This is a genomic window from Borborobacter xinjiangensis, assembly GCF_047739745.1.
Taxonomy (GTDB): Bacteria; Pseudomonadota; Alphaproteobacteria; order Rhizobiales; family Rhizobiaceae; genus Pseudaminobacter.
In genome coordinates, this window is record NZ_JBLLVA010000006.1 from 184996 (window position 1) to 210052 (window position 25057).

General features: G+C 60.7%; 21 protein-coding genes. 9 read left to right on the forward strand and 12 right to left on the reverse strand.

From position 1 onward, the window contains the following. Positions 1-541: 541 nt before the first annotated feature. Positions 542-1483, reverse strand: coding sequence for a DUF2493 domain-containing protein (locus tag ACLKMW_RS09795; protein WP_415724266.1), 942 nt, complete (start codon positions 1481-1483; stop codon positions 542-544). Between the two features lie 324 nt (positions 1484-1807). Continuing rightward, positions 1808-2845, reverse strand: coding sequence for a DUF7146 domain-containing protein (locus ACLKMW_RS09800; protein WP_415724267.1), 1038 nt, complete (start codon positions 2843-2845; stop codon positions 1808-1810). Positions 2846-3272: 427 nt separating this feature from the next. On the opposite strand from ACLKMW_RS09800, the gene ACLKMW_RS09805 reads away from it, so the two are divergent. Then, positions 3273-4457 (forward strand): DUF1173 domain-containing protein, encoded by a 1185-nt coding sequence (locus ACLKMW_RS09805; RefSeq protein WP_415724268.1) that lies wholly within the window; start codon positions 3273-3275, stop codon positions 4455-4457. 246 nt (positions 4458-4703) lie between these two features. Here ACLKMW_RS09805 and ACLKMW_RS09810 read toward each other — a convergent pair whose 3' ends face one another. The 8 genes from ACLKMW_RS09810 to xdhA all read right to left on the reverse strand — a co-directional run bounded on the left by ACLKMW_RS09810 (position 4704) and on the right by xdhA (position 17526). Then, positions 4704-5894, reverse strand: a complete 1191-nt coding sequence (locus tag ACLKMW_RS09810) for a DUF932 domain-containing protein (protein WP_415724269.1) — start codon at positions 5892-5894, stop codon at positions 4704-4706. Between the two features lie 141 nt (positions 5895-6035). Then, positions 6036-8177 carry a ParB/RepB/Spo0J family partition protein gene (locus ACLKMW_RS09815; protein WP_415724270.1) on the reverse strand — a complete coding sequence of 714 codons (2142 nt, stop codon included), beginning with the start codon at positions 8175-8177 and terminating at the stop codon, positions 6036-6038. A gap of 822 nt (positions 8178-8999) precedes the next feature. Then, positions 9000-9920: an ABC transporter permease gene (locus tag ACLKMW_RS09820; protein ID WP_415724271.1), complete on the reverse strand. Its 921-nt coding sequence runs from the start codon at positions 9918-9920 to the stop codon at positions 9000-9002. A 15-nt stretch (positions 9921-9935) separates the two neighbouring features. Further along, positions 9936-11021: an ABC transporter permease gene (locus tag ACLKMW_RS09825; protein ID WP_415724272.1), complete on the reverse strand. Its 1086-nt coding sequence runs from the start codon at positions 11019-11021 to the stop codon at positions 9936-9938. Beyond that, positions 11011-12570 (reverse strand): ABC transporter ATP-binding protein, encoded by a 1560-nt coding sequence (locus ACLKMW_RS09830; RefSeq protein ID WP_415724273.1) that lies wholly within the window; start codon positions 12568-12570, stop codon positions 11011-11013. Before ACLKMW_RS09830 ends, ACLKMW_RS09825 begins: the two co-directional genes overlap by 11 nt. Before the next feature lie 11 nt (positions 12571-12581). Next, entirely contained in the window at positions 12582-13667 is a 1086-nt protein-coding gene (locus ACLKMW_RS09835; RefSeq protein WP_415724274.1) for a BMP family ABC transporter substrate-binding protein, read from the reverse strand. After that, on the reverse strand, positions 13664-16027 hold the full coding sequence (gene xdhB / locus ACLKMW_RS09840; protein ID WP_415724275.1) for a xanthine dehydrogenase molybdopterin binding subunit: 2364 nt from the start codon (positions 16025-16027) through the stop codon (positions 13664-13666). The genes ACLKMW_RS09835 and xdhB overlap by 4 nt, the downstream gene beginning before the upstream one ends. Continuing rightward, the gene (gene xdhA / locus ACLKMW_RS09845; protein WP_415724276.1) at positions 16027-17526 is read right to left on the reverse strand and encodes a xanthine dehydrogenase small subunit; all 1500 of its coding nucleotides are present in this window, start codon (positions 17524-17526) and stop codon (positions 16027-16029) included. Before xdhA ends, xdhB begins: the two co-directional genes overlap by 1 nt. 184 nt (positions 17527-17710) lie before the next feature. On the opposite strand from xdhA, the gene ACLKMW_RS09850 reads away from it, so the two are divergent. From ACLKMW_RS09850 to ACLKMW_RS09880, 7 genes are all read left to right on the forward strand, one after another. Then, a complete protein-coding gene (locus ACLKMW_RS09850; RefSeq protein ID WP_415724277.1) occupies positions 17711-18466 on the forward strand; it encodes a GntR family transcriptional regulator in 756 nt (251 codons plus the stop codon). Between the two features lie 25 nt (positions 18467-18491). Beyond that, positions 18492-18965: a nucleoside deaminase gene (locus ACLKMW_RS09855; protein WP_415724278.1), complete on the forward strand. Its 474-nt coding sequence runs from the start codon at positions 18492-18494 to the stop codon at positions 18963-18965. 37 nt (positions 18966-19002) lie between these two features. Then, complete coding sequence (locus ACLKMW_RS09860; RefSeq protein WP_415724279.1) at positions 19003-19587, forward strand: hypothetical protein; 585 nt, start codon at positions 19003-19005, stop codon at positions 19585-19587. A gap of 770 nt (positions 19588-20357) precedes the next feature. Further along, entirely contained in the window at positions 20358-20540 is a 183-nt protein-coding gene (locus tag ACLKMW_RS09865; RefSeq protein WP_415724280.1) for a hypothetical protein, read from the forward strand. Positions 20541-20825: 285 nt separating this feature from the next. Next, on the forward strand, positions 20826-21011 hold the full coding sequence (locus ACLKMW_RS09870; RefSeq protein ID WP_415724281.1) for a hypothetical protein: 186 nt from the start codon (positions 20826-20828) through the stop codon (positions 21009-21011). A gap of 13 nt (positions 21012-21024) precedes the next feature. Further along, positions 21025-21897: an SDR family oxidoreductase gene (locus tag ACLKMW_RS09875; protein WP_415724282.1), complete on the forward strand. Its 873-nt coding sequence runs from the start codon at positions 21025-21027 to the stop codon at positions 21895-21897. 26 nt (positions 21898-21923) lie between these two features. After that, positions 21924-22481, forward strand: a complete 558-nt coding sequence (locus ACLKMW_RS09880) for a hypothetical protein (protein ID WP_415724283.1) — start codon at positions 21924-21926, stop codon at positions 22479-22481. A 161-nt stretch (positions 22482-22642) separates the two neighbouring features. On the opposite strand, the gene ACLKMW_RS09885 is transcribed toward ACLKMW_RS09880, so the two are convergent. Together ACLKMW_RS09885 and ACLKMW_RS09890 are read right to left on the reverse strand one after the other, a co-directional pair. After that, positions 22643-23032 carry a hypothetical protein gene (locus ACLKMW_RS09885; RefSeq protein WP_415724284.1) on the reverse strand — a complete coding sequence of 130 codons (390 nt, stop codon included), beginning with the start codon at positions 23030-23032 and terminating at the stop codon, positions 22643-22645. Next, a complete protein-coding gene (locus ACLKMW_RS09890; RefSeq protein ID WP_415724285.1) occupies positions 23029-23691 on the reverse strand; it encodes a hypothetical protein in 663 nt (220 codons plus the stop codon). The genes ACLKMW_RS09885 and ACLKMW_RS09890 overlap by 4 nt, the downstream gene beginning before the upstream one ends. Positions 23692-24147: 456 nt before the next feature. On the opposite strand from ACLKMW_RS09890, the gene ACLKMW_RS09895 reads away from it, so the two are divergent. Beyond that, positions 24148-24363 (forward strand): helix-turn-helix transcriptional regulator, encoded by a 216-nt coding sequence (locus tag ACLKMW_RS09895; protein WP_415724293.1) that lies wholly within the window; start codon positions 24148-24150, stop codon positions 24361-24363. The last annotated feature ends 694 nt before the right edge of the window (positions 24364-25057 follow it).

A 25057-nucleotide genomic window follows, 5' to 3' on the forward strand; every position in this document is an offset into this window, starting at 1 on the left:
CCGGCAAACGTCATGGCAGCCATACCCGGTGGGCACTTTCCGTGTGGGTTTGCTTTCCGGGAGCTGGCTACGACTGTCGCCAATGAGAGTGCCAGCAAAGCACTTCACCCGCCTTTGGGAACTTAGTGACGTCGATTGCATTAGAGGCGTCGACTATCATCTGTGGAGGTACAGTGATGGATGGAAACGCTTATCCACCGTTTGAAGCCGCCATGTTTGCTGTGTCGGTCGCCGTCGTTCTTTGGTGGACCATAGCGATGTAAGGCAACCTGGTTCGGCTCGCATGCATCGCGATGCCGTATCCCATCGGCAGCGCGGCGAGAGCGGTCAGGGTCGTTAGGCGCGCGCTGCCGTCGCCGGGGTGACGGAATGTCGGCACAGGCGCGGCCGTCATTCAGCACCAATCGTAGATCCGCTTTGCACGAGCGGCGACTAGCAAAAGACCAGCGCCAACCCGCCACTCAAAAGCCGAAAGGCGGGATAGATTGTCGACGAATTCGCCGAGGCTTTCGCAGCCTGCATGGCATTGAGGGAACGGCGCTCACGCGCCGTCTCCTCCAAACCGCCAGACAGGGATGCCGAGGCGGCGTGCCTTGTCGGCGAGATTGCCGGTGATGCCGGAGCCCGGAAATATGATGACGCCGCTCGGCATGACCGAGAGCAGGTCGTCATTGCGCTGAAACGGAGCCGCCTTGGCGTGCTTCGTCCAGTTGGGCCTGAAAGCGATCTGTGTGACTTCGCGCGCTTGCGCCCAGCAGGCGGCGATGCGTTCGGCGCCTTTCGGGGAACCACCGTGTAGCAGGACCAGATCAGGGAATTTCGTCCGCGCGCGATCAAGCGCGTCCCAGACCGCCTCGTGGTCATTGTAGTCGATGCCGCCGCTGAAGGCTATTTTCGTGCCGGCCGGGATCATCACCTCAGTCTCGGCGCGGCGGCGTGCGGCGAGGAAGTCCCTTGAGTCGATCATCGCGGCCGTCATATTGGCGTGACTGACCTTTGAGCCGGAACGGGGCCGCCATGCCGATCCGGTCTGCGTCTCGAACAGTTCCGCCGCATGATCGCGCATGAACTCGAAGGCATTGCGGCGCTCCAGAAGCGTGATGCCCTCTGCGACCAGACGCTCAAGCTCGACGCTCTTCACCTCACTGCCGTCCTGCTCCTTCTGGCCGGTGCGTTGCGCGTCCTCATTGCGCTGCAACTCGCGTTGTATGCGCCCGACGGCACGGTGGAAGAGGTTGACCGACGACCACAGCAGATCTTCGAGATCAGGCTCCAACCGCGTGTCAGCCAGCATCTCGAACAAGGCGTCGAAGATCGCGGTCAGCGCCGCCTGGACGACCGGCTCGTCGGGCAGCGGCCGTGGGTCGGGCTCGTCCTGAAAGGGGCGGTGGCCATAAAGCTGCATTTCGTAGATGATGCGGTCGGTGGGGGAAGACGCGTGGTGGGGCTCGAAGGCGTCGTCTGGGGCAAGCGAAAGGTTCATGATGGTCTCCGATTTGCTGGGCCGCGCCTCTCGCGGCCTGACGGCGATCCCTCCCAGGCGGCGGCGGGCCGGAACCGCAGCGCGCGGCGCGGCGGCCCAGCGGAGCGCCGGGCGGCAGGGGGCAGGTTTTTTGCTGCGCGAGGAGCGCTGGCTTCACCAGCGCGGGGAAAAAACCTGGCTTCGGCCGCTGGAGGCCGGCCCGCCGAATGGTAAGGGTCGCTTCTCGGCAGGCTCGCGGGCGCGTCCATCGAGACGGTGACTGGTCGGGAGCGGGCCTCTACCACCACGCGCTCCCTGCCCGCGTCGCTTTCCCTGGCCGCCAAATCACACGGCCAGAAAGGCCAGCGCGTCTTCCGGCGCGAGTTGCGGCCTAAGCTGAGCCGTGACGCGGTCGGGCCCGAGCCGGCGCAGGTCTTCGTTGAAGTCGCCGAGTTGCGGGGTAAGTACCAGCGGCAGGACACCGAGCGACTGCGCGCGGCGGCTCAGGGCTTCGATGCCGTTTCGGCCGGCCGCATCGGCGTCGGCTGCAATGTAGAGGCGCAGGCATCCGGCCGGAAGACGGAAAGCAGCAAGGTGATTTGCCGTCAGCGCGGAGACCATCGGCATGCCGGGCATCACAGCGACAAGCGACAGCATGCTTTCGAGTCCTTCGCCGGCGGCCATGACCGGCACGGGACCATGGACGGGAAAGTCGAAGCGAACCGCATTGCCGAGCAGGCCGCCGAGTGCGCGACGGGGCGTATGGACCTTCGCTTTGCCGTAGCCATCGGGATCGAGCCATGTGCGGTGCACGCCGGTAACCGCTCCGACAGGATCAGTGACCGCGGCGATCAGGGCTGGATAGCTGGTCGTGCGCCCGGTCACGAGATCGCGGTAGTAGCAGGACGGATGAAAGCGCAGTGCTGGGTGCAACGAGGCTCGCAGGATGGCGCGCTGCCGCAAATAGCTGTCAGCAAGCGTGCCAACCAGCGGCTGCGTCATGCGCAGCAGGCGTCTTGCCCGTTCAGATGCTGGTCTGTTGCCCAGCGGATAATCCGGGGTGTCGCCACTGCGCGACGACGACGGCTTTGGTTGAGGTTCGCTCAGGAAGCGCCGCGCTTCATCGGCGATATCGCGAAAATCGCCAAGACCGCATGCCTCCCGCACAAGATCGAGCAAGTCGCCATACTGGCCTGTCGCTGCATCCGTCCACCTGCCCTTGCGGGGACCGGCCAGATGAACATACAGCGAGCGACCCACGTTATTCGCAACATCGCCAACGACCCAGTAATTGCCGGCGCGATGGCCGTTAGAGAGATAATGCCGGCAAACCGCCTCTGCGTCGCGCGTGAGACGATCCGCCAGTTCCGAGGCGGTAAGCATCAAAGCAACTCCATAGCCAGCTGACGACTTCGAGCAAGCGGCGTCGCTGCATCAGCCTGGAGGCTCCTCGGTCGTCGTCACGAAGAAGCGCAGTGTCCAATTGATCATCTCCGAGAAGAACCCAATAACTGGAGCCAATCGGCAGCCGCATATCCAGCCGGGGAAGCGATCACATCAGCAACCCTGTCGAGTGCGAGAAGTGGGTTGCCGGCATCGCCGGGCGCTCTCCAGGTGCCACCAGGGCCGCCACGTCGCCCGGCCCTGCTCTCCCTCTAATACAGTCTCGCTTCTGCCCTTTCGCAACCGCCGAGCATCTACGACTGTGTTGTCCCATTTCTGATATATGAATCGACGCCACGCGTGCTGCGCCCGTTCTGACGAGATTGGCGCGATGTACGCTGTCGGTCGCAAGACAGGGGGTAGAGGGGTGCGACGATTCAAGATCGGCAGCCGGATACTGAGCGAGAACGCTCCGGAGCTGAGGATGCTTCTTCAGCACGCCTACGAGGAGCGGCTTCGTCCGCTATGCATGTGCAAGGAAGTGCCAGTTCCGATGTATATCGCACGTCTGGAGGATCATTATCTGATCAAGCGCATGCCACTGTCGGGGCGCGATCACGATCCTGCCTGTCCATCCTACCAATCGCCCTACGAGCTTTCCGGCCTCGGGCCGCTGATCGGCAATGCGATCCAGATCGACGCCGCCGGAAGAGCCGAGCTGAGGCTGGACTTTCCCTTAACCAAAAGAGGACCGCGGTCGTCGCCTGGCAGGGTTGAGCCATCGCAGCCGAGCATCCACGGCGAAGCCAGGAAGCTGTCGCTGCGGGCGATGCTTCATTATTTGTGGGAGGCCGGGGAACTGACGGAATGGCGCTCTACCTGGGCAGGCAAACGTGGCTGGAGCCGGGTGCGAAACAGCCTTCTCAATGCCGCCTCGCAAATGACGGTGAAAGGCAGCCCGTTGAGCGACATGCTGTTCGTCCCGGAAGTTTTTCGTCACCACGACAGGCACGGCATCTCCGCCAGGCGCGCGACGGCGCTCAAGGGAATCCAGACGGCGGGGTCGGGACCCCGCAAGCTCATGCTGATCGTTGCCGAGGTCAAGGAAGTTGCCGCTGCGAGACAGACTCACAAGGTCGTGGCGCGGCATTTGCCGTTTCCGCTGATGGTCGAGTGCGCGTGGCCCCGGTTGGCCTTGCGCTACGAGGCCGAACTGGAACTTTGGCGGTCAAACCACACCTTCCACCTGATCGCCATCGCCACATTCGGCATTTCGCGCGCCGGCATTGCCTCGGTCGAGGAGATTGCGCTGATGGTCGTCAACGAGCACTGGCTTCCATTCGAGAACGTCGACGAACTGCGGCTCTTGGAGAAGCTGAGCGTCCTCAAGCGCAAAAGCGTCAAGGGGCTGCGTTTCAACCTACCCCGTGACAAGCCTGTCGTGTCGGTGACTCTACCCGAACAGAAGCCAGTCCCTGTCGCAATGTTCATCGTTCCTGCAGCAGCCGGAAACGATTATGAGCGCGCTCTCGCGGAGATGATAGAAGCGAGGCCCGAAATGAAGCCCTGGGTCTGGCGGGTTGCGGACGGGGAAATGCCGAGGCTCCCCTGATGCTAAAAATTGCCGGTGCCTCCTTTCTGCAATGGCATTGGCCGGTTCGGTTGAACGGAAATGATCAGTGACCAAATTGCCGGAAGAGCAGACCGGCTCACTTCGATCGCGGTCCACGAGGCGAGGCGGGAATAGGCTTCCCGATGGTCATGCTCGGCACCATCATTTGCTTCCGGGAAATGCCGCCGTTCGGGACGAGCCCCGAGCGACGGCATCGGATCGGCATAATAAAACGCGACGGACCGCTCAGGCTGCGCTTTCGAGCAGCTTCCTGGCCTTGGCTTCCAGTTCGAGCCGCGTGTCTTGATGTGCCTTGGTGCGGGCATGGGCGGTCATGCCCTGTACAAAATCGAAAATAGATTCCGGTGCCCGACCCTCCTCCCGCAAAACGGTCTCGATGATCTTTCCTGTTTCGGCCTTGGAGAAACCGCGGCGTCGCAGAAAGGAATCCCGATCTTCGTCATTGCGGGCCACGATGCGTTGGCGGGCCGCCCGAATGCCTGCGACGAACGGCGCAGGAGAGGAATTGGCAAAATTCGTCAGCGCTGGCGCCGCCTCATGGGCAAAGCGCTGTGCCGCGAACTTGGAATGCCGAATGGTGATTTCCTCGAAATTCTCGACACCCCAGAGGTTGCGGTTGCAACACACGGCACGAAGATAAAAGCTGGCGATGCCGAGGGTCTTCGACCCCACCTCAGAGTTCCAGGCATAGAACCCGCGGAAGTAGAGATCCGGCTCGCCGTTCGGCAGGCGACCGGCCTCGATCGGGTGCGTGTCGTCAACGAGAAACAAGAAGACATCGCGGTCGCTGGCATAGAGTGTCGTCGTGTCCTTGGTGATGTCGATGAAGGGGTTGTGGGTCATGGTCGACCAGTCGAGAACGCCCGGCACCTTCCAGATTGTATCGCCCGTCCCATTCCCGGCGATGCTTATTACAGCACTCACAAGCTCGTGGTCCCAGATACGCCCGTACTCGGGACCGGTCACCGCGCGCAATTCGACGCGACCGTCATTCATCTCCAGCGTTTTCACCAGTTCAGCGCGGTGATTGAGAAGGCCGTGCTGAAGATTGATCGCCGCGAGCGGCGCGGGCAACTGGCGCATGTAGCTGGAAGGAGCGCCGACCAGGCTGCAGAGCTGCCCGTAGCTCCAGTGCGTGGGCGTGAGCGCCTGGTGCTCGCCGGAAGTAATGAGGGCGAGGTGCTCGGCATCGCCGCGAGTGGCTTCGACGCGGATCGCTGAGCTTTCCACGGTACGGGTGCGGGCGCGATCAGCCCGAGATTTCACGGCATGATGCAACTCGGAGAGCGACAGATAACGCTCGTCGTCGGGGCGCGAGAACCATTCGGACGAGACACGGCCGATGCGCTCGCCACGCGAGACGTCGACCTTGAAGCTTGAGGGTACGGGCCGGGAACTGGAAACCATGGTTTTCATGATGGAGTCTCCTGAAATGAAAGAGCCCGGTTGCGCTCTAGCGGCAACCGGGCTGGTGAGATGAATGGTGAACCGGCCTTGGCGTTTCATTCTCCTGTTCGGAAACAGACAGGCCGGTCGTGATTGTCTATCAGTGGTCGACTATTCAGCCGCGTCGAGGAGACGGTTCTCATCAAGACCGGGCTCCTGGCGCGCGGACTTCTCCGTTTCGACGTCCTCGGCCACGAGTGCCGGCGGCTCGAGGCCGACGCCTTCGGCGGTGTCATCTTCGAGAGCCCCATCCCTAGCGTTGTTGTCGCAGCAATCTGCGGGAGCTTCATCGACAGTCAGCCGCAACGGCTCGGGGAGCCATCGGCTGCCTTCGAGCAGCCGGGCGGCCTCGCGCGCCATGTCCGCCTTGTTGAGATGGTCGATAAACTTCGCAGATTGCTCGCCCTTGGCTTCGCGGACCGCCTGCAGGATATGGCCCTTGGTCACCCGGCCGAGATAGTTGTCGAGCGTCGGCATCCAACCTGCCTCGGCCATGTCGAACCCGATCGTCCGCGCCAGTCGCTCGGCATGGGCGATTGCCGCGTGACGCCGATTCCAGGGCTGGATCACGGCATTGAGCGAAAGCGACACGCAGTGCGCGAACAGTGCCTGCCTGCTGGCTTCGTCGAGCGCGGTTAGAAAGTCCCAAAGCTCTGCTGAGCTGTTTGGGAGATCGTGACCCCACGCGTCATGGCGCTGTTCGATCTCCTTTGCCCAAAGCGTGTCGCCGAGTCCCGGAGTCTGGCCGAACGCCGTCGTCTGCATCGTGATCTCCAGGCAGGAGGCCAAGCTGGATGCGTAGAACGCCTTCAGGACGAACGCGTGCAGGGCGGCGACGAATGCCATCGCCGGATCGTTGGCAAGTGCGTTCCTGAGCGCGATGGTGCGCGTTGCGGTCAGATCCTCGATGAGGCGAGCGGCGAGCGGACCGATCTCATCATCTTCCTCTTGCGGCTGGTCGCAGTCGACAGGCCTTCCGTTGATCGAGACGCGGCCGGTCAACGAAGCCGCCTCCTCGCCATCGTGATCGTTAGCGCCTGCATCGCTGTCGTCGGCGCTGGCGACCGGCTCATCCTCGGCCAGCACGAAGCCACGCTCAATCTTCAGTTCGCCTTGGGCGCCGAGCGAGATGAAGGCACCGCCGCGGGCAACCTCTACCGGGTCGAAGACATAAGGCCGCTCATTGAATTGATCCAGCTCGTTGCCAAGGTCCTCGAGCCTCGCTTCGGTCTCCTCGGAATAGTCCTCCGCTGCAGCATACTCAGCGTCGAGCTTGTCGTACTGCGTCTTCACCTCGGTATAACGTGCAAGCTCGTCAGCACCAAGTTCGGCCTGCTTGCCGTAGAAGCGGCGCAGGCCGGAAGCGTGGCCATACGGGAAATCGATTGCGGCCTCGACCCACCTCCAGCCTTCCTCAGCCTTCAGTGTCTCTGCATTACGCTTCAGCTTCTCGAAAACGAGCTGTTCGAGCAGCGCAGGATCCTGGAGCCATCCGCCCTGATCCTGTTCAAACAGGTCCCGCATGACGGCACCGCCGGCAGCCTCATAGGCATCGATGCCGACATAGACTGCACGACGATCATTGGCACGCACCGCGGTTTCGGTAAGCAACCGCCGGATATAGTAGGGCTGCCGCACATTGGCCCTGCAGATCGTGTCCCACACCTGCTCCTGGCGAACATGGTCGTTCGAGACGGCGAACGCCTCGAGCTGGTCGATCCTGATCTCGCCCTCCTCGTAGAGGTCGAGCAGCTTCGGCGCTACAGCCGCCAGCTTCAGGCGCTGCTTGACGAAGGTCGGCGTGACGAAGAAGCGGGCTGCGATTTCCGCCGTGTCGAACCCTTGGTCGCTCAGGGTCTTGAACGCCCTGAACTGATCCAGCGGATGCAGTTGCTCCCGCTGGGTATTCTCTGCGAGCGAATCTTCTTCGGGCGACGTTGTCTCGGCGCGATTGACGATACAGGGCGTGGGCGCCGTCTTGAGCATACGCTTTTGCTCGATAAGCAACTCGAGCGCCTTGTAGCGGCGCCCACCTGCCGGAGCGTCGAAGCGACCGGTTTCTTTACCATCCGCACCGCGAATGGGACGAACGTTCAGACTTTGCAGCAGTCCGCGAAGAGCGATGTCTTCGGCAAGCTGCTCGATCAAGACGCCGTCCTTGATGCGCCGGACATTCTTCTGCGACAACTCGATCTTGTCGAAGGGAATGTTCTCCGCCTGATTTAGGGTGATCTTCTGAATGGCTTTTGCCATGTCGTTTCTCCATGGCGGGCCGGCTGGAGCCTCTCTCCGAACCTTTCCACCCGCCACGAAATGTCCCCGCCCTCCTCTTCCTCTCCGCCGACCACCACCCCTGGCCGTTCCTTGGCGGCAGCCCGTTGCGTCTGGGGCCAAAAATTTTGTGGAGCGTGCCGAGCATAATGGGTGTTCGCGCCGTCAATCGATGGGGGCGAATTGGCGAAGGAGTGATCACTAGACGATGCGTTCGCGGCTGTCCCCGGAAAGAGCGTCGCGCCTTGTCGCAAGAGAGGCGAGGAAGTGGCAAGTGAGCCGATCACATGATCATCTACATACCGGTTGATCGGCGTTTCAGATTACCGCCGCGCCGCGATTCGAGGCACGCATGCCAAGCAAGCGAGGCCGAGCCGGCATCGCCCTGCCTTGGCTATTCAAAGCCGGTTAAGCACACAACGCCTTGGAAATCCGGAGCCACAAACAATGGAGATTACGCTCGCCCTGTCTTAATGCAGTTCTTGTTCTGCGCCATTTCGACAAGCAGTCCCCATCCAAAAAAATGTACCGGCGGCGTGGCCTGAGGGTTTTTGCAACCCCTGAACACGCCGCCGGTTGCACCAAGACTTGGGAACACGCGGGCCAAGCAGGGAGGCTTGAAGGCCGCGAAAAGCCCTGGCGAAGAGAAAGCCGCTACGGTCGGCCAATCATTTGCGCGATTGCAGGCTCGCTGTGTGCCCTTCTCTGAATGAACCCCGCGTTGACCGGCTGCCGTCAACCTCTTGCATGTGATTGATCCTGAAGGCCGCGCGGTCATATCTATTTGCTGACTTGCAAGGAATTTTAGCTGGCAGACCGGAAGGTTATTCCAAGTGAGGCCGGCGTGTTGAGACGCATGCGCTGCTTGTCACTGGAGATAAAGACAAGGACGACAATCGTCGCCAGATAGGGCAGCATGGACAAGAGCTGCGAGGGAATCTCTATCCCGCGGCTTTGGACGACCAACTGTGCGACGGTGATGCCGCCGAACAAATAGGCCCCAAGTACGACGCGCAGCGGTCTCCAAGTAGCGAACACCACCAGTGCCAGCGCAATCCATCCCCGGCCAGCCGTCATGCCTTCCACCCACATCGGCGTGTACATGACGGCCAGGAACGTGCCGCCCAATCCAGCCATCGCGCCTCCAAACAACGTCGCGCCATAACGTATTGCGTTGACGGGAAGTCCGAGTGCGTGAGCGGAAGCGGGAGACTCGCCGACCGCAAGCAGTTTCAGCCCGATACGGCTTCTGTAAAGAAACCACCACACGGCAGCCAGAAGCAGCCAGGACACATAAACCATTGGCTGATGGTTAAAGAACATGGGACCTATGACAGGGATGTCGGAAAGTCCGGGGATCGCAACAGCCGGTTGCGCTGGCAGCACGATATTGACGTAGGCACGTCCGAAATATGCGCTGAGCCCGACGCCAAAGATGGATAGCGCAAGGCCGCAGGCTACCTGGTTGGCCATCAACGTCAGCGTCAGGAAAGCGAACAGCAGCGCCATCGCCATGCCTGCTATCATGCCCGTGGCGACGCCAACCGCGACGCTGCCGGATTGGGTGGTTGCAGCGAAGGAGGCGACGGCGCCGACCAGCATCATGCCTTCGACGCCCAGATTGAGTACCCCCGACTTTTCAGTGACGAGCTCGCCAAACGCCGCCAGCACAATTGCGGTGCCGGCTCCAATAGTCGCTACCACCACGAATATAAGTGTGTCCATGTCGCAGGCCTTCCCTTATGCCCGCTGCCGCGCCAGCGAGGCGCTACCGCCAAATGATACACGGTAGTTGATCAGAACGTCGGTTCCCAAAAGGATGAAAAGCAGCGTGCCCTGAAACAGGCTGCTGATTGCGGCCGGTAGATCGAGGTTCAACTGGGCGGTTTCGCCCCCCAGATAGAGCAGCGCCATGAGCAGACTGGCCAGTACGATGCCGACCGGGTGCAGGCGGCCGACATATGCGACGATAATGGCGGCAAACCCATAGCCTGGCGATACGACCGGCAACAGCTGTCCCACAGGTCCCGCGACCTCGCCAACACCGGCAACGCCAGCAGCGACGCCACCGATCAGCATGCCCACCCACACCATGCGATTGGCGTGGATGCCGGCGTAGGACGCTGCCGCCTCCGAAAGACCAGCAACGCGCATCTGGTGACCTAGCAAGCTGCGGGAAAGAAAGAGCCAGGCCGCCGCGACCGCCGCCAACGCAATGAACAGGCTGGCGTTCATGCGCGTACCGTCGAGGATAATCGGGAAAAGCGCGTTCTCGCCCAACAGGCGGCTCTGGGGCAGGTTGAAGCCGTCCGGATCGCGCCATGGACCGTAGACAAGGTAGCTGAGCGCCAATTGGGCGACGTAGGTGAGCATGAGGCTCGTCAAGATCTCATTGGCATTGAAACGCACGCGCAGATAGGCCGGAATGGCGGCCCAAAGCGCACCGGCGGCAGCGCCGACCAGGACCATGGCCGGCAAGAGCCACCACCCGCCGGCGTCCGAGAAGTAAAGGCCGAGGCCGCCTCCGGCGATAGCCCCCAGGACCAGTTGGCCTTCCGCCCCGATATTCCAGATATTCGCTTTGAAACCAATCGCCACGCCGACCGCTATAAGCATGAGGGGCGAGGCTTTGATGGCAAGTTCGCCGATACCGGCGAGACTGTTGATAGGCGTGAGGAACAACGCTTCGAACGCCTGCAGCGGATTGCGGTCTAGAAACAGGAAGAGAGCGGTTCCTACGATTGCCGTCAGCACGAGCGCGATGATCGGCGACATGATCTGCATTACGCGTGAGGGCGCTGGTCGGCATTCGAGCTTAGGCCACATGCCGCGCCTCCGACGATTGGTCGTGCCGGACTGGAGCTGGCCATAAACCGCTCATCCAGACGCCGACTTCTTCAATGTTCGTCTCCTCGCGGCGCACCGCGGGCGACAATCTTCCGCTGGCGATCACTGCCATGCGATCGCAAATTTCGAACAGTTCATCGAGATCGTCGGACACCACAAGTATCGAAACGCCGGCGTCCCGAAGTTCAACAAGCGTATTGCGGATGAATGCGCTCGAATGCACATCGACGCCCCAGGTTGGCTGAGCCACGATGAAGACGCGCGGCTTCTGCAGGATCTCCCGCCCGACGATGAACTTCTGCAGATTGCCGCCCGACAGACTCGACGCGGCGGATTTGGGCCCGTCACACTTGACCCTGAAGTCCGCTATGACCCGTTTAGCGAAGGAAAGAACGGCGGCACCGTCGACGAGGCCGTTCTTGGCCAGACCGGCACCGTGGGCCGTCATAAGCGCGTTCTCCACAAGCGAAAGATCCGGAACGGCGCCGCGCCCAAGCCGCTCTTCCGGAACGAAACACAGCCCGAGCTGCCGCCGCGCGTTAGGCGGTTGATGACCGACCGCCTTGCCGACCAGCCTGATGGCTTCGTTTCGTTGACATCGCGACTCACCCGACAACACGCGCAGCAACTCCTGCTGGCCGTTGCCGGAAACCCCCGCTATACCGACGATCTCGCCCGGACATAGTGCCAGGGAGATGTCCTTGAGGTCAGTCCCGAACGGATCGGCCGTCGGATGGTCGAGGCGGTCAATAGTCAGCACTGCGTCGCCGGTGGCTGGCCTGTGTGCGCCCGGGCGCGCCTGAACCAGTTCCTGGCCGACCATAAGGCGGGCCATGGTTGTCTCGGTTTCTTCCTGCGGATTGCACGTACCTGTGACGCGGCCAGCTCGCAGGATCGTGGCGCGCTGGCACAGCGCTTTGATCTCATGCAGCTTGTGGCTGATGTAAAGGATGCTACATCCATTGGTTGCGAGCTGCCGCAGCGTGTCGAACAACTTCTCGACAGCCTGTGGTGTCAGGACGGAAGTCGGTTCATCCATGATCAGGAGCTGAGGGTTCTGCAAGAGGCAGCGGATGATCTCGACCCGTTGCCTTTCGCCCACCGACAAAGAATAGACGAAGCGTTGCGGGTCGATTGCAAGTCCATATTGCTTTGACACCGCGTCGATGCGTCGAGCAAGATCCTTCAGGTCCGGCGCGCCTGGCAGACCCAGCGCGGCATTTTGCGTCACGGTCAGCGTTTCGAACAACGAGAAGTGCTGAAAGACCATGCCAATGCCAAGCGAGCGCGCCTGGGCCGGGCTGCCGATAGACACTTCCGCGCCGTTCCAGAAGATTTGCCCGGCGTCCGGCTTGATCACGCCGTAGATGCTTTTCATCAACGTACTCTTGCCGGCGCCGTTCTCGCCCAGCACGGCATGGATTTCGCCGGGTTGGACGACAAGGTTCACCCGGTCATTGGCGATCAACGCCGGGTAAGCCTTGGTCAGGCTGCGAACCTCTAGGCGTGGTGTCTGATCCTGTGGCAAGTCGATCGCTCCTAGTTGGACGGGATGCTGCCTTGAATTCCCGCCGACAGCCAATCCAGTCGCATCAGTTCGTCGTCCGACAGAGAAACGCCCGCCGCGACACGTTCTTTTCCGTGCTGATCGGCGATCGGACCCGTGAACGGCTTTAGGCTGCCGGATTTGAGATCGGCTTCCGCCTTTGCCACCAGTTCCTTGACATCGGCGGGGACTGCTTCGTTGAGCGACGACACCCGGATTACGCCCTGACTGGCGCCTGCCCATTCGCTGCCGGATTCCCAGGTTCCTTCAATGACGCGTTTGGTGTTTGCGACATAGAGCGGCGACCAGTCGAGCACGGTGGCGATCAGCTGGGCCTTCGGCCCGTACTTTGCCATGTCGCTTTGCCAGGCAACCGCATGGGCGCCCTTTTCCTCGGCGACCTGGATTGACACGGGAGAGGAGAGGATGGAGCTCAGCACGTCCGCGCCGCCGCTCAGCAATGCGGTGGCTGCTTCACGCTCGCGACCTGGATCGTACCACGTGTTGAGCCAGACGATCTTGACCACTGCGTCGGGATTGACGCTGCGCATGCCGAGCGCGAACGCGTTGACTGATTGCACCACTTCGGGAACGGGCATGGAAGCAAGAAAGCCGACCGTGCCGGTCTTGCTCGTTTTCCCGGCGACGATGCCGTTCAGGTAGAAGCCCTCATAGACACGAGCAGAGTAGACGCCCATGTTCTTGCTCGTCTTGAAGCCTTGCGCGTTCATGAAGACTGTGTCGGGAAATTGTGCCGCCACCTTTGCCATTGGATTCATGTAGCCAAAGGAAACGGCGTAGATGAGTTTCGTGCCGCCTTGAGCGAGCTGCCGCATCACCCGCTCCGAATCTGCGCCGGTAGGCACCTGAACGACCTTGGTCTTTACCTCCGCGCCAAGCGCCTCTTCCAAGGCGAGTCGGGCGTCGTCATGCTGGCGCACCCAACCGACGTCGCCAACAGGATTGTCATAGAGAAACGCAACTTCCAGAGCAGGTTTATCCTGGGCCTGAAGTGGCACTGCGGAAATTAGGGCAGCGGCTGTGGCGGAAATCAAGAATATGCGACGACTAGGCTTCATGTTTGCAACTCCTCCAATTGCTTAGGCGATGTCTCCCGAAAAGCGGCGGCGCGTTCACGCAACTCATTCACGCTCATCAAGATGCGCTCCGAGGTGGCCGGAGCATCGAGCCGAGGGCTAAAGCGATGGCCCGCGACGCTGGCGATGGCATCGCGCAGCGCATAAAAGACAGAAATTCCGTGCAGCAAGGGTGGCTCGCCAACGGCCTTTGACCGATAGATTGAATCTTCAACATTGCCGGGCGAGCGATAAAGCGCTACGCGGAAATCGCGCGGCATGTCGCTGGCAACGGGAATCTTGTAGGTCGAAGGTGCATGGGTCATGAGCCTCCCATTCGCGTCCCAAACCAACTCCTCCATGGTCAGCCACCCCATGCCCTGTGTGAAAGCGCCCTCGATCTGGCCGCGGTCGAGGGCGGGGTTCAACGAGCTGCCGACGTCATGGAGAATGTCGGTTCGAAGGACTCGATTTTCACCCGTAAGAGTGTCGATGACGACCTCCGAAACCGCCGCTCCGAAGACGAAGTAATAGAATGGACGCTTGCCAGAGAGGGAGTTCTTGTCCCAATCGAGCGTCGGCGTGCGATAGAAGCCCGTAGCAGACAGCTGGATGCGGTTCATGTAAGCGAGCTTCACCAGGTCCGGGAAAGCAATTCGTTCCGACCCGACATCAACTGCATTTCGGACGAATCGAATCTTGTCCGGCTCGACACCGAAATGACTGGAGGCAAAGGCGATCAAGCGTTCCCGGATCTGTCGGGCAGCGGCTTGCGCAGCCTTGCCGTTGAGATCGCTGCCGGAGGACGCAGCCGTCGCCGAGGTGTTTGGAACCTTGCTCGTATCCGAAGCCGTGATGCGGATGCGGTCGAAGTCGATCATCAATTCCTGGGACACCACCTGGGCGACCTTGGTGAACAAGCCTTGGCCCATTTCGGTGCCACCGTGGTTAAGCATCACGCTGCCGTCCGCATACACATGGACAAGAGCGCCAGCCTGATTGAGGAACGGCGAAGTAAAGGAAATGCCGTATTTGAGCGGCGTCAGCGCTATCCCCTTGCGCAGCACGCCGCCGCCGGCATTGTAGGCGCGTGTTGCCGCTCGCCGCGCGTGATAGTCGGAGCTGGCGACGAGGGTGTCCACCAGATCAACAATCACATTGCCCCCAACCTCCTGACCGTAATGCGTGGTGTTGCGCTCGCTCGTGCCGTAGAAGTTGGCACGGCGCACCTCCAGCGGGTCCTTGCCGAGATGATAGGCGATCTCATCGATCACCTGCTCAATCCCGAGTGCGCCTTGCGGTCCGCCGAAGCCGCGGAACGCTGTCGCTGAAACCGTGTTGGTCTTGCAGCGATAAGAATTGACCGTCGCCTGCTCCAGAAAATAAGCGTTGTCACTGGTAAGCGCGGCCCGGTCGTTGACCCCGACGGACAGGTCGGCCGAATAGCCGCAGCGCCCCATCACGTCCATGTCTATGCCCCGGATGCGGCCCTGATCGTCGAAGCCGACCTCAAACGCCGTCTCGAAATCATGCCGTTTGCCGGTCATGACCATGTCCTCATCGCGGTCGACGCGGAGCTTGACCGGCCGGCCGGTCTTCTGCGCCAGTAGCGCGGCGTTGCAGGCAAACAGCACCGAGCCGCTTTCCTTGCCGCCGAAGCCGCCGCCCATGCGCCGGCATTCGGCCACGACGTCCTTCGAAGACAGACCGAGCGCGTGGGCGACGTGATGTTGCGTCTCGGTTGGATGCTGGGTCGAGGAGTATACGTGCATGCCGCCGTCGTCGCGAGGAACGGCGTAGGCGATATGGCCTTCCAAGTAGAACTGCTCCTGAGCCCCCATGCGGATAGCGCCACTCAGGCGATGCGACGCATTCGCGATCGCTTCCTGGGCGTTGCCCCGGACGATGCGTTGGGTCGGCAGCACGAAGGCCTGCTTTTCCATTGCTTCGCGTATGGAGAATATCGGGGGCAGGTCTTCGTATTCGACCTCGGCGAGCTTGACGGCACGCCTGGCCTGCTCGATCGTTTCGGCGGCTACCGAAAACAGAGACTGGCCGACGCATTGGACAAGTCCGGGCGCCAGAATAGGCTCATCGTCAACCATCGGACCGCAGTCGTTCTTGCCCGGAATGTCTTCGGCCGTGAGCACGGCTATGACGCCCGGCGCGGCGCGCACCTTGCTCAGGTCAAGTTTGCGAACAATGGCATGAGCGCGCTGGCTTTGGCCCATCGCCGCATAGAGCGTACCGCGCAGCTCCGGTAGATCATCGACATAGTCGGCAACGCCCGTGACGTGCAGACGCGCGCTGTCGTGGGGGATGGACTGGCCGACGCCGCCGCGTTGGATATCTGGATTGCTCATCAGATTACCTCTTCCGCAAGAACACTGATGCGTTCGATAGAGCCGGACGTTTCGAGGAAACATTTGTTAAGAAGGTTGCGCGCGACCAGGCGCCGGTAGCCGCGTGTGGCGCGCATGTCGTCGATCGGCTGAAAATCGCTGTCGAGTGCGTCCATTGCAGCCAGGACGGTCTGTTCGTTCCATGGACGTCCGAGCACTGCCGCCTCGCAGTGCGACGCGCGCTTCGGCACTGCCGCCATCCCGCCAAAGCCAATTCGCGCATCCTTCACCGTTCCGTCTTTCAGTTCGACCGCGAAAGCTGCGCAGACCGCGGAGATATCCTGATCGAAACGCTTGGATATCTTGTAGGCGCGCACGAACCGTCCTGGATGGCGCAACGGCACGCGAATGCGCTCGATGAACTCGCCCGGAGCGAGTACGTTGCGCTGGTAGCCGCTGTAGAATGCATCGAGGGCGACTTCGCGCGTCGCTTGGCCGCGACGCAGCACCAATGAGGCACCAATGGCCATGAGGACGGGCATTGAGTCGCCGATCGGGGAGCCATTGCCAATGTTGCCGCCGAGGGTGCCACTGTTTCTAATGGGCGGGGAAGCGAAACGCCGCGCCCACTCAGCCAAGGTCGGGTAGGCCTCGACCAGAGGCTCGAAGGCGTCGGCCAGTGCGACAGCCGCACCTATCTCCAAACAGTCGGCTGTGCGGACAATGTTTCGCAGTTCGGCGACCCGACCAACGTAGATCAGACTCGGCAGATCTTGCCGCTTCTTGGTAACGGTCAGTCCAAGGTCGGTACCTCCCGCAAGCAGCCTGGCCTCGGGGTTTGCCAACCGGATCTCTGCCAGATCTTGCAGGCTCGTCGGCGACCAGTAGCGTCGCCCGGGCACGTCGATGACGATGTCTCCTGCCAGCGTCTGGCTCAGCCTGGCGGAGCAGCCGGCGCGTTGTGACTGCACATACGCTACTTCACGCGTATCGTCTTGCCGCGCGACATGCTCTGCAGCATTGATGATCGGACGATAGCCGGTGCAGCGGCACAGATTGCCGGCCAGCGCGCACTCGATAGCCTCCCGGTCGGGACGCGTCTCTGAGAGCGAAATGGCATGCAGAGACATGACAAAGCCTGGCGTACAAAAGCCACACTGTGATCCGTGGCTTTCGATCAAGGCCGCCTGGATTGGGGCGAGCGCGCCATCTGCTCTTCGCAGACCCTCAACTGTCGTTATTTCCTTACCATCCAGCGTGGGCAACAGCTGGATGCAGGAATTGATGGCGCGGCTGCAAAGGCTTCCATTGTGTCGCTCGCTCACGACAATCGTGCATGCACCGCAATCACCCTCGGCGCAGCCTTCCTTGGTGCCGGTGAGGCCGGCAACCTCGCGCAGATACGTCAGGAGCGTCTGGTTGGTATCCGGACGCGTAATCGTGTGTTTTTCACCGTTGATGAAAAACGAAATCACATCCCTGCCACGCGACAAGCCTGCCGCCGGGTCGGTCACATCCATCGGTCTGTTCCTTGGTCCTCCGGCAGCCGATGTTTTGGTTATAGCTGCCTTCTAAGGACAGGCATCCTTCCATGGATACATTTTTTGTCAACATTTTTTGTTACAGCAATTTCGGCGGTGTCGTTTATAGTGTTTCTATGTGGAGGCCTATAGTGGTGAGCAGCACTGGATCGGAAATTGCGCCATGGACCGAACGCGAACCATTCTTGAAGAGACAAGCGAAGCAGGCCGCGAAGCCGGAGTGCCCGCCACGTCCCCGGACGAAATCGTCTATCAAAAGCTTTATGAGGCCATCATCGATCGGCGTCTGAAACCCGGCGTCAAGCTGAAGGAGTTGCCTCTGGCCGAGGCATTCGGAGTAACGCGCAGTGTTATCCGCAAAGCTCTCATGCGACTTGCCGCGGCCAAGGTAGTGACCTTGCGCAACCAGCATGGCGCAACGGTCGCCATTCCTTCGCGAGAGGAAGTTGTCCAGATCTTCCAAGCTCGTCAGCTGATCGAAACGCATCTGGCCGGGATGCTTGCGGAGATGCCGCAGCGTGCGCGGCTGAAGGAGCTGAAAGGTCTTCTCAATCAAGAGCGGGAAGCCTATCGGCAAGGCGACACAAGAACCGGTATCAAGCTGTCCATGGACTTCCATGTCCGCTTGGCCGCCTATGCCGGGAACGAGGTTCTGGCTGAATATTTGGAACAGCTGGTTGCCCGGACCCCGGTCATCATCATGCCGCATGGCGAGCCCGAGCATCGCGCCTCATGCTCTGAAGACGAGCACGAAAATATCGTTGCGGCGATTCTGTCCGGCGACCGTGACAAGGCGGTTGCCCTGATGCGCTCGCATCTTGATCATCTCGAGCGGCATGTAGCGCCGGCCACGGAGCACAGGAAATCCGAATTGGCCCACCTCTTGGGATTAGAGCCGACGGAGCGGCTCACTGAATGATATTTTGAAAATGGAAGGAGAGGTTATGACTATCGACCACGAGAAGCTGTTACGGGTGGCGATCGACGAATCGCGCAAAGCGCGCGAGGCGGGTAATCATCCATTTGCGGCAATCCTCGTCGGCCCCGAAGGCGAGGTGCTGATGACCCAGCACAACGCCTATCAGCCGAACAGGGATATGACTGGCCACGCCGAGCGAGTCCTGATGACGCGCGCCTCGACAACTTATCCGGCCGGCTTCTTGAAGGAATGCAGTATGTATACGTCGGCCGAACCCTGTGCAATGTGCGCGGGTGCGGCGTACTGGGTGGGCATGAAACGGGTTGTTTATGCTTTATCGGAGAAACAACTCAAGCAGATCACCGGCAATCATCCCGAGAACCCGACACTCGATCTGCCCTGCCGCGAGGTCTTTGAATCGGGACAGCGTCAAGTGGAAGTGATCGGTCCAATGCTGTCTGAGGAAGCGGCTGCAGTCCATGTCGGCGCATGGGACTAGGCGCCAAGTTGAGCGTCACGATGCACAGGGATAGGCGATGGCAGGAAACGCAAAAAGCGGTGACGGACGCCGGAGCCATTGGAGAATAGCTGTCAGCGGCATCGCATTGCTCCTCCTGCTGCTGCCCTTGATCGCGATGCAGTTTACGGACGAAGTAAACTGGGATGAGATCGACTTCCTTGTCGCCGGCGCCATGTTGGCGGTTGCTTTCGGCAGCTTCGAGCTGGCAGCCCGAAAGACGGGCAGCATGCGTTATCGCGCCGCCGTCGGCTTGGCCATCGCGGCGGCATTCATCCTCGTCTGGCTCAACCTTGCCGTTGGCATCATTGGCACTGAGGATAACCCCGCCAACTTGATGTATGGCGGCGTGCTCGCCGTCGGGATCATTGGTGCCGCCATCGCGCGTTTCCGGCCACATGGGATGGCACGGGCCTTGATTGCAACGGCGCTCGCTCAGGCGTTGGTCGGCGTAATTGCGCTGATTGCGGGATTTGGTTCCGATGCGCCGAGCTTTCCAGAGGCTATCGTGTTCCTGACCGGATTCTTCGCCGCACTGTGGCTCATATCTGCCTGGTTATTTCGGAAAGCGGCGCAAGAGCAAACGTCCGCCGCAGCGCCGTAGGTTAGGCCCCGAAACGCCTGTTTTCACGAGGCCAGGTCTCGAACTGCTCGGCGGTGATGGCTTCAGATTGTAAGCGTACCTGCCCCGCCGTTTGCGCATCACTTGAACCGCCTCACTCCCTGACAGAAACGCTGCGCAGGTAGTTGATTTGAAGCCACGCATGGAACCTATTTGGTGCTCGATAGGTCGGTGATCCTGCTCGCTCCTGATATCGAGATATTGGCTTTGTCGGACCGGTTTCAGCGATCATCGCGATCATCGTCCGAGATGGGCCGAATATCGGAAAGCTTTGGCGCAAACGCTTCGGTGACCATGCTGCGTTTGATCGGCTTCGACACTCATTTAGGAAAATGGCCTGTGCATCCGAGCGGGAAAGCGAGATGAAGCTCAAGGAAGTCAGGCCTTCTCTTCCGAACAGCATCGAACGGCTAAAGTTGCGAGTGGGGAAAGCCGTCGTTCCTGCTAAATTTCGAACGGAACGGCAGTCTCTGAGGCTGCAGGGCGGCCGCCCGGGCGCGACACTGGCATGATCTATCGGCGGCGACTCAGCCATTACATGGCCTCCCCGCTCTCGCGGCAGTCGACATCTTGTCTGGTTTGATCGCACGTCACCGGTCGACCCTGCGACTGCCAATCAGGATGCATCGGCGATGCGCCCGACACTGTCCCATTCCGCACCTGAAGACGGCTGCAGGTCTCTGAGCGTCTGCAAGAAGTCTGGAACATTGCCTCCACGACCGGGTTAGGACGCATCTGGTGAGGAGCTAAAAATGGCTACCGGCCTGCCGGATTACGGAATCAACGGTCTCATGCATGCGTTTAGGACACGCCAGCACCGCCTTCCCTTTTTGCAGGTGCGGCCTGAGAAGTCCGCTGCCTTTATGGCCGCCTACGACAAGTGGATAGGACAGCTGGGCGTCCGCCTCACGGGTCCGGCCGAACGCAGTTGCTGACCGGCCCTTATGACGCCGACCAGTCGCCGCTTCTGGCCATTACAGCAATCTCCGGCGGAAGAGGTCGAAAACGTGCTTGATGCCGCACCCGCCGCCGAAAGCCGACTCGTCATCGGGGCCCGGGTTGATCCTTAGGAGCCGAGATGACGCCGACGACGCTTCGGGACGACGCGGAGAACTCCGAAGGGCGTTGCCCGAAACGGGCGCGAGCAGATCGAGGCAAATGTCTCGGAGGAACCGCTGAAGAACAAGCAACAGAAGGATCAAACGCAAGGAAGAGCATCCATGACCACAAAGAAAGAGCGTGAACTGAATAAGGCCCAGAGCGGCACCGCGAAGAGTAGTTCTCCGGAACACAAGGGCGGCGATCAAACGCGCAAGGCTCAGGAATGGGGGGGCGGTTCGAAAGCCGCCAAGGGACCTATCACGAAAGCGGACCACCGCAACCCCAATTCCAGCCAGAAGAGCTGAACCAGGAGCAGACATGCAGGACCATCCCCAACACAAACATCCTCGGCCGCCGCTGCCAGAGCAGCAGCAGGATATGCCTGGCTACACCGACAAAATGGACCCCCGCCCCGACCACGGCGAACAGAGCTATCGCGGCAGCGGTAAGCTTACGGAGCGTGTCGCGCTGATAACGGGTGCCGACTCGGGCATCGGACGTGCGGTCGCGATCGCCTTCGCGCGGGAGGGAGCGGACATTTTAATTTCGTACCTGGAAGAGGACGAGGATGCGCGCGAAACCGCCCGCTGGGTGGAGGAAGCGGGCCGCAAGGCGGTGCTCGCACGCGGCGACATCGCAGACGAGAGCTTCGCGCGTTCACTGGTGCAGCGGGCCATCGACGAGTGCGGAAAGCTCGACATCCTCATCAACAACGCGGCCCATCAGGCGACCTTCGAAAAGCTCGAGGACATTACCGCCCAGGAATGGGATCTGACCTTCCGCACCAATGTCTACGCCATGTTCTATCTTTGTCAGGAGGCCGTGAAGCACATGAAGCCCGGCTCCACGATCATCAATACGTCGTCGATCAACGCGACCAGTCCCTCGCCGACGCTGCTTGCCTACGCCACCACCAAGGGTGCGATCGCCAATTTTACCGCCGGACTGGCAGGTCTCGTGGTGGAGCGCGGTATAAGGGTCAACGCGATTGCGCCGGGGCCGATCTGGACGCCGCTGATCCCCTCGACGATGCCGGCAGAGAAGGTCAAGAACTTTGGCAAGAATACGCCGCTCAAGCGCCCCGGTCAGCCGGCCGAACTCGCGGCGACTTATGTGCTTCTCGCCTCGGAAGGATCAAGCTACACGACCGGCGCGCTCTACGAAATCACCGGCGGCCGGCCAATGCTATGATGAAACAGTCGAGCAGCGAGAGTGGAATGTCCCGCAGCAGGACCGCGCTCTATTCCGGCGCCGGTGCAGCTTTCGCCGCGCTGACCGCGGTCGCGCTGCTCTCGCGTCTGGAAGGCCACTCGGCCGCGCGTCCAATCAATGCCACAAGTCACGTCATTTGGGGGCCCGAAGATGCACCGCGCGAGGAGATCGACGTAGCGCGCACCCTGCCCGGCCTGCTGATTAACATAGGAGCCGCCTTTTTCTGGGGTTCGGTCTTCGCGCTTGCCACGCCGCCGGCATCGAAACCGACGGTGACAGGCGTGATCGGACGCGCCTTCGGCACCTCGCTTCTCGCCGCCACCGTCGACTATGGACTTGTTCCGCGGCGTTTGCGGCCGGGTTGGGAGCTTGCTCTGCCGGCCCGGTCCGTAGCGCTTGCGCTCGCGGCCATGGGGGTGGGGCTCGCAGCGGGCGGATTGATGGCACGGCGCGGCCAGAGCTCATCTCAACCCACGAGAGACACAATCCGTATAGCTGCGAAGCGGCCTGCGATGACCGGCGTTGACGAGACGACAAATGCCATTAAAAGCGGCGCGATCTGATCTCGACATTCGTCGACGGCACAGACGATCCGCTATCATTTCCCAAACAGATGAAGAGAATCGATCAGCCCGCGACTCTCTCCATCATTGCCAAAAGCCACATACCTGGACATTGCGGTCCAGGCGCCGTCCAATCGCTGCCCTCCTGGAAGAACGCTGCCCTACATTGCAGGAAAAGTTTTCAGGTCCGTCTGCGGCGGGGAAGCATAGAGATAGGCAAGGACCTCGCACCAGAAGCGGAATGCAAGCTGTCGGTCGTCATTCCATGCCAGGAATGCACTCCACGCCGCAATCGTCACGGCTCGTAGGCCAAACTGGCCGCGCAATGCGGTAGCAATGGATTCGGCAGTTGGATCGTCTGCCGCCTCGCCGTCTTGGAGTAGATAACGGGCATGACCGGCGATGTCCGACGTGAACCAGCGGGCATCCCACAAGGCTCGCATTGAGGGGGTCTCCTCGTCACCGAGCACCGAAGCATTGACAAGCGTGTCAGCCCGGTGATCGGCTGGCGCGGCATCGGCCAGTTCCGCCAGTAGCAAGGCGCCGGTCATTCGACGCTTCGTCCATTGATCGGTTCAGTATGGAAACAGCAGCCCCGATCTTTCTGATGCTCATTATTCTGGCGCTCATCTGATCCGGCGATCGTCGCCGGGTCGATGTGATGGAGGCGGGCAAGGTCATCGAGCACCGACCGGATGTGAGGCCATGGAAAATCGTCTGGTTCCTCCCAATGCTCCCCGTCGCGTAGGATGACCGACAGCTTGGCCAACACTCCTTGCATGGAGGATGCTGGCGCCAGCGGCAGGTCATCCAGAATAGCCCGTTCCGCCGCTTCCGATTGTCGTTCCAGTTCCTGTGTTTGCGAATATCCGATCCCGGCGTCGGCGGCATTCCAGCGCGCCTGATGCACGGCGAAGTCCGCAAGCGCTCTGCGCCATATGGCCTCATCTTCAGGCGAACAGATGTGGCTCAGGCTTTCGATGGAATGGACCGTCACGACCTCGCCATTGCGGAGCCGCACCTTGACGCAGGGGAAGCCGATCGCTTTGGCGAGATATGTCTCCAGCCGCTGCTGTTTGCGACACAGCGCCAGCGTTTCTTCATGAGTCTTGCGCCAGCTCTCACATAAAGCAAGTACAGGATCGCCCTGCCCTGCGGGACCTTGCGAAGCCTCACAAGCCGAAGTACCAAATGAAGGCGATGCAGTCATCGCAAGCCCTCCGCCAACAATCGCCTGCGGGTGACGGAAGGCAAAATCGTGCTATTGTCGGAATCAGCCATGATCCGAGCCCCTACAGCTTGGGTTTTGGTCAGGTCGATCAGGGTGTTGCAGCATCCTGTTCGACCGCTAGCCGCCTATATTTTCACTCGCTTCGTTACCTTGGAAAAGCAGGATCGAAAGCATCTCGGCTCGGCAGGACGAAATTCTCCTGTCCGCCGGCGGAGGACGAAGGACAAAGAAATGATAGTGTCGGAATCAGCCATGATCCGAGCTCCCTACAGCTTAGGTTCGGTCAGGCCGAGCAGAGTGTTGCAGCACCTGTGCGGCCGCTTTGTGTGACCAGTAACGGCTATTAACACGCCAATGTTTGCGAATGTCAACCATTAGTAGCGATATTTGACAAATTGTATGATTTCTTCTGAGCAATGTCGCGGTGCGCGTGCAATGTTGGGCTGGAGCCAAGGTCAACTTGCGGACGGAGCTGCCGTGTCACGAGCAACTGTGGTTGATTTTGAACGCGGGGCAAGATTTCCCCATCGAAATAACCTCCTCGCGATTCAGCGAGCGTTAGAGGCCGCTGGAATCGTTTTTATTCCGGAGAATGGTGGAGGGTCGGGCGTTAGGTTCGACAAACCTAAACAGCTTAAAGCGCCAATTTGAGGCAGGAAAGAAAACGTCCACCCTCCCCGTAAGGAGCGATATTACGGTTGGCGCTCCTTTTGCCGAACAGCTCTACTGGCCAGCAGGCTCAACACCTCTATCTCAGTCGATACCGAGTTAAGGGAAGTGACGTACACTGGCAGTTAACTCTGACGACAGCCTCACCGTCGATCCTCCCATAGAGTACGGGCGTTACGCGCCGCCAAAATGGCACTTGCGCAAACTGGGCTAACGGCATTAGGCGGCCACTTCGTCGCATCAATCCAGGTAGTAGCGGCAGCTCTCGAAACGAGGCTCCTCCCTCTTGATCGGTCGTCAGGCCGTAGCCGGCAAGTCGGCAACCAATGCGACCGGCTTGGAAACGGAAGTCCTGGTCAACGTCAGGGAATTCTCGGCCGCCGCTGTGCGCCAAGCTTTCAAGGCCATTGGCACCATCCGCAGACTTTGTTCGTTAAGCGTGTTTGATCGACGTTCATGAGCCGCTCATGGCGTAGAGCAAATCATAAACATGAAACGTGGCAGGCAGTGTCGAACCGCCATCTTGAAGTCAGCTTAGCGCCCTCAAGCCGGACGTCCAAGCTTGTCTTATGAGTTTTCTCCGAATCGGTGCCTTGATGGTTTGTCGCCTGCCGGCCTCGACCACCCGCAGGCGACGAGAGGGGACGGATCGTGCCGAGGCCGGTCTACTGGACCG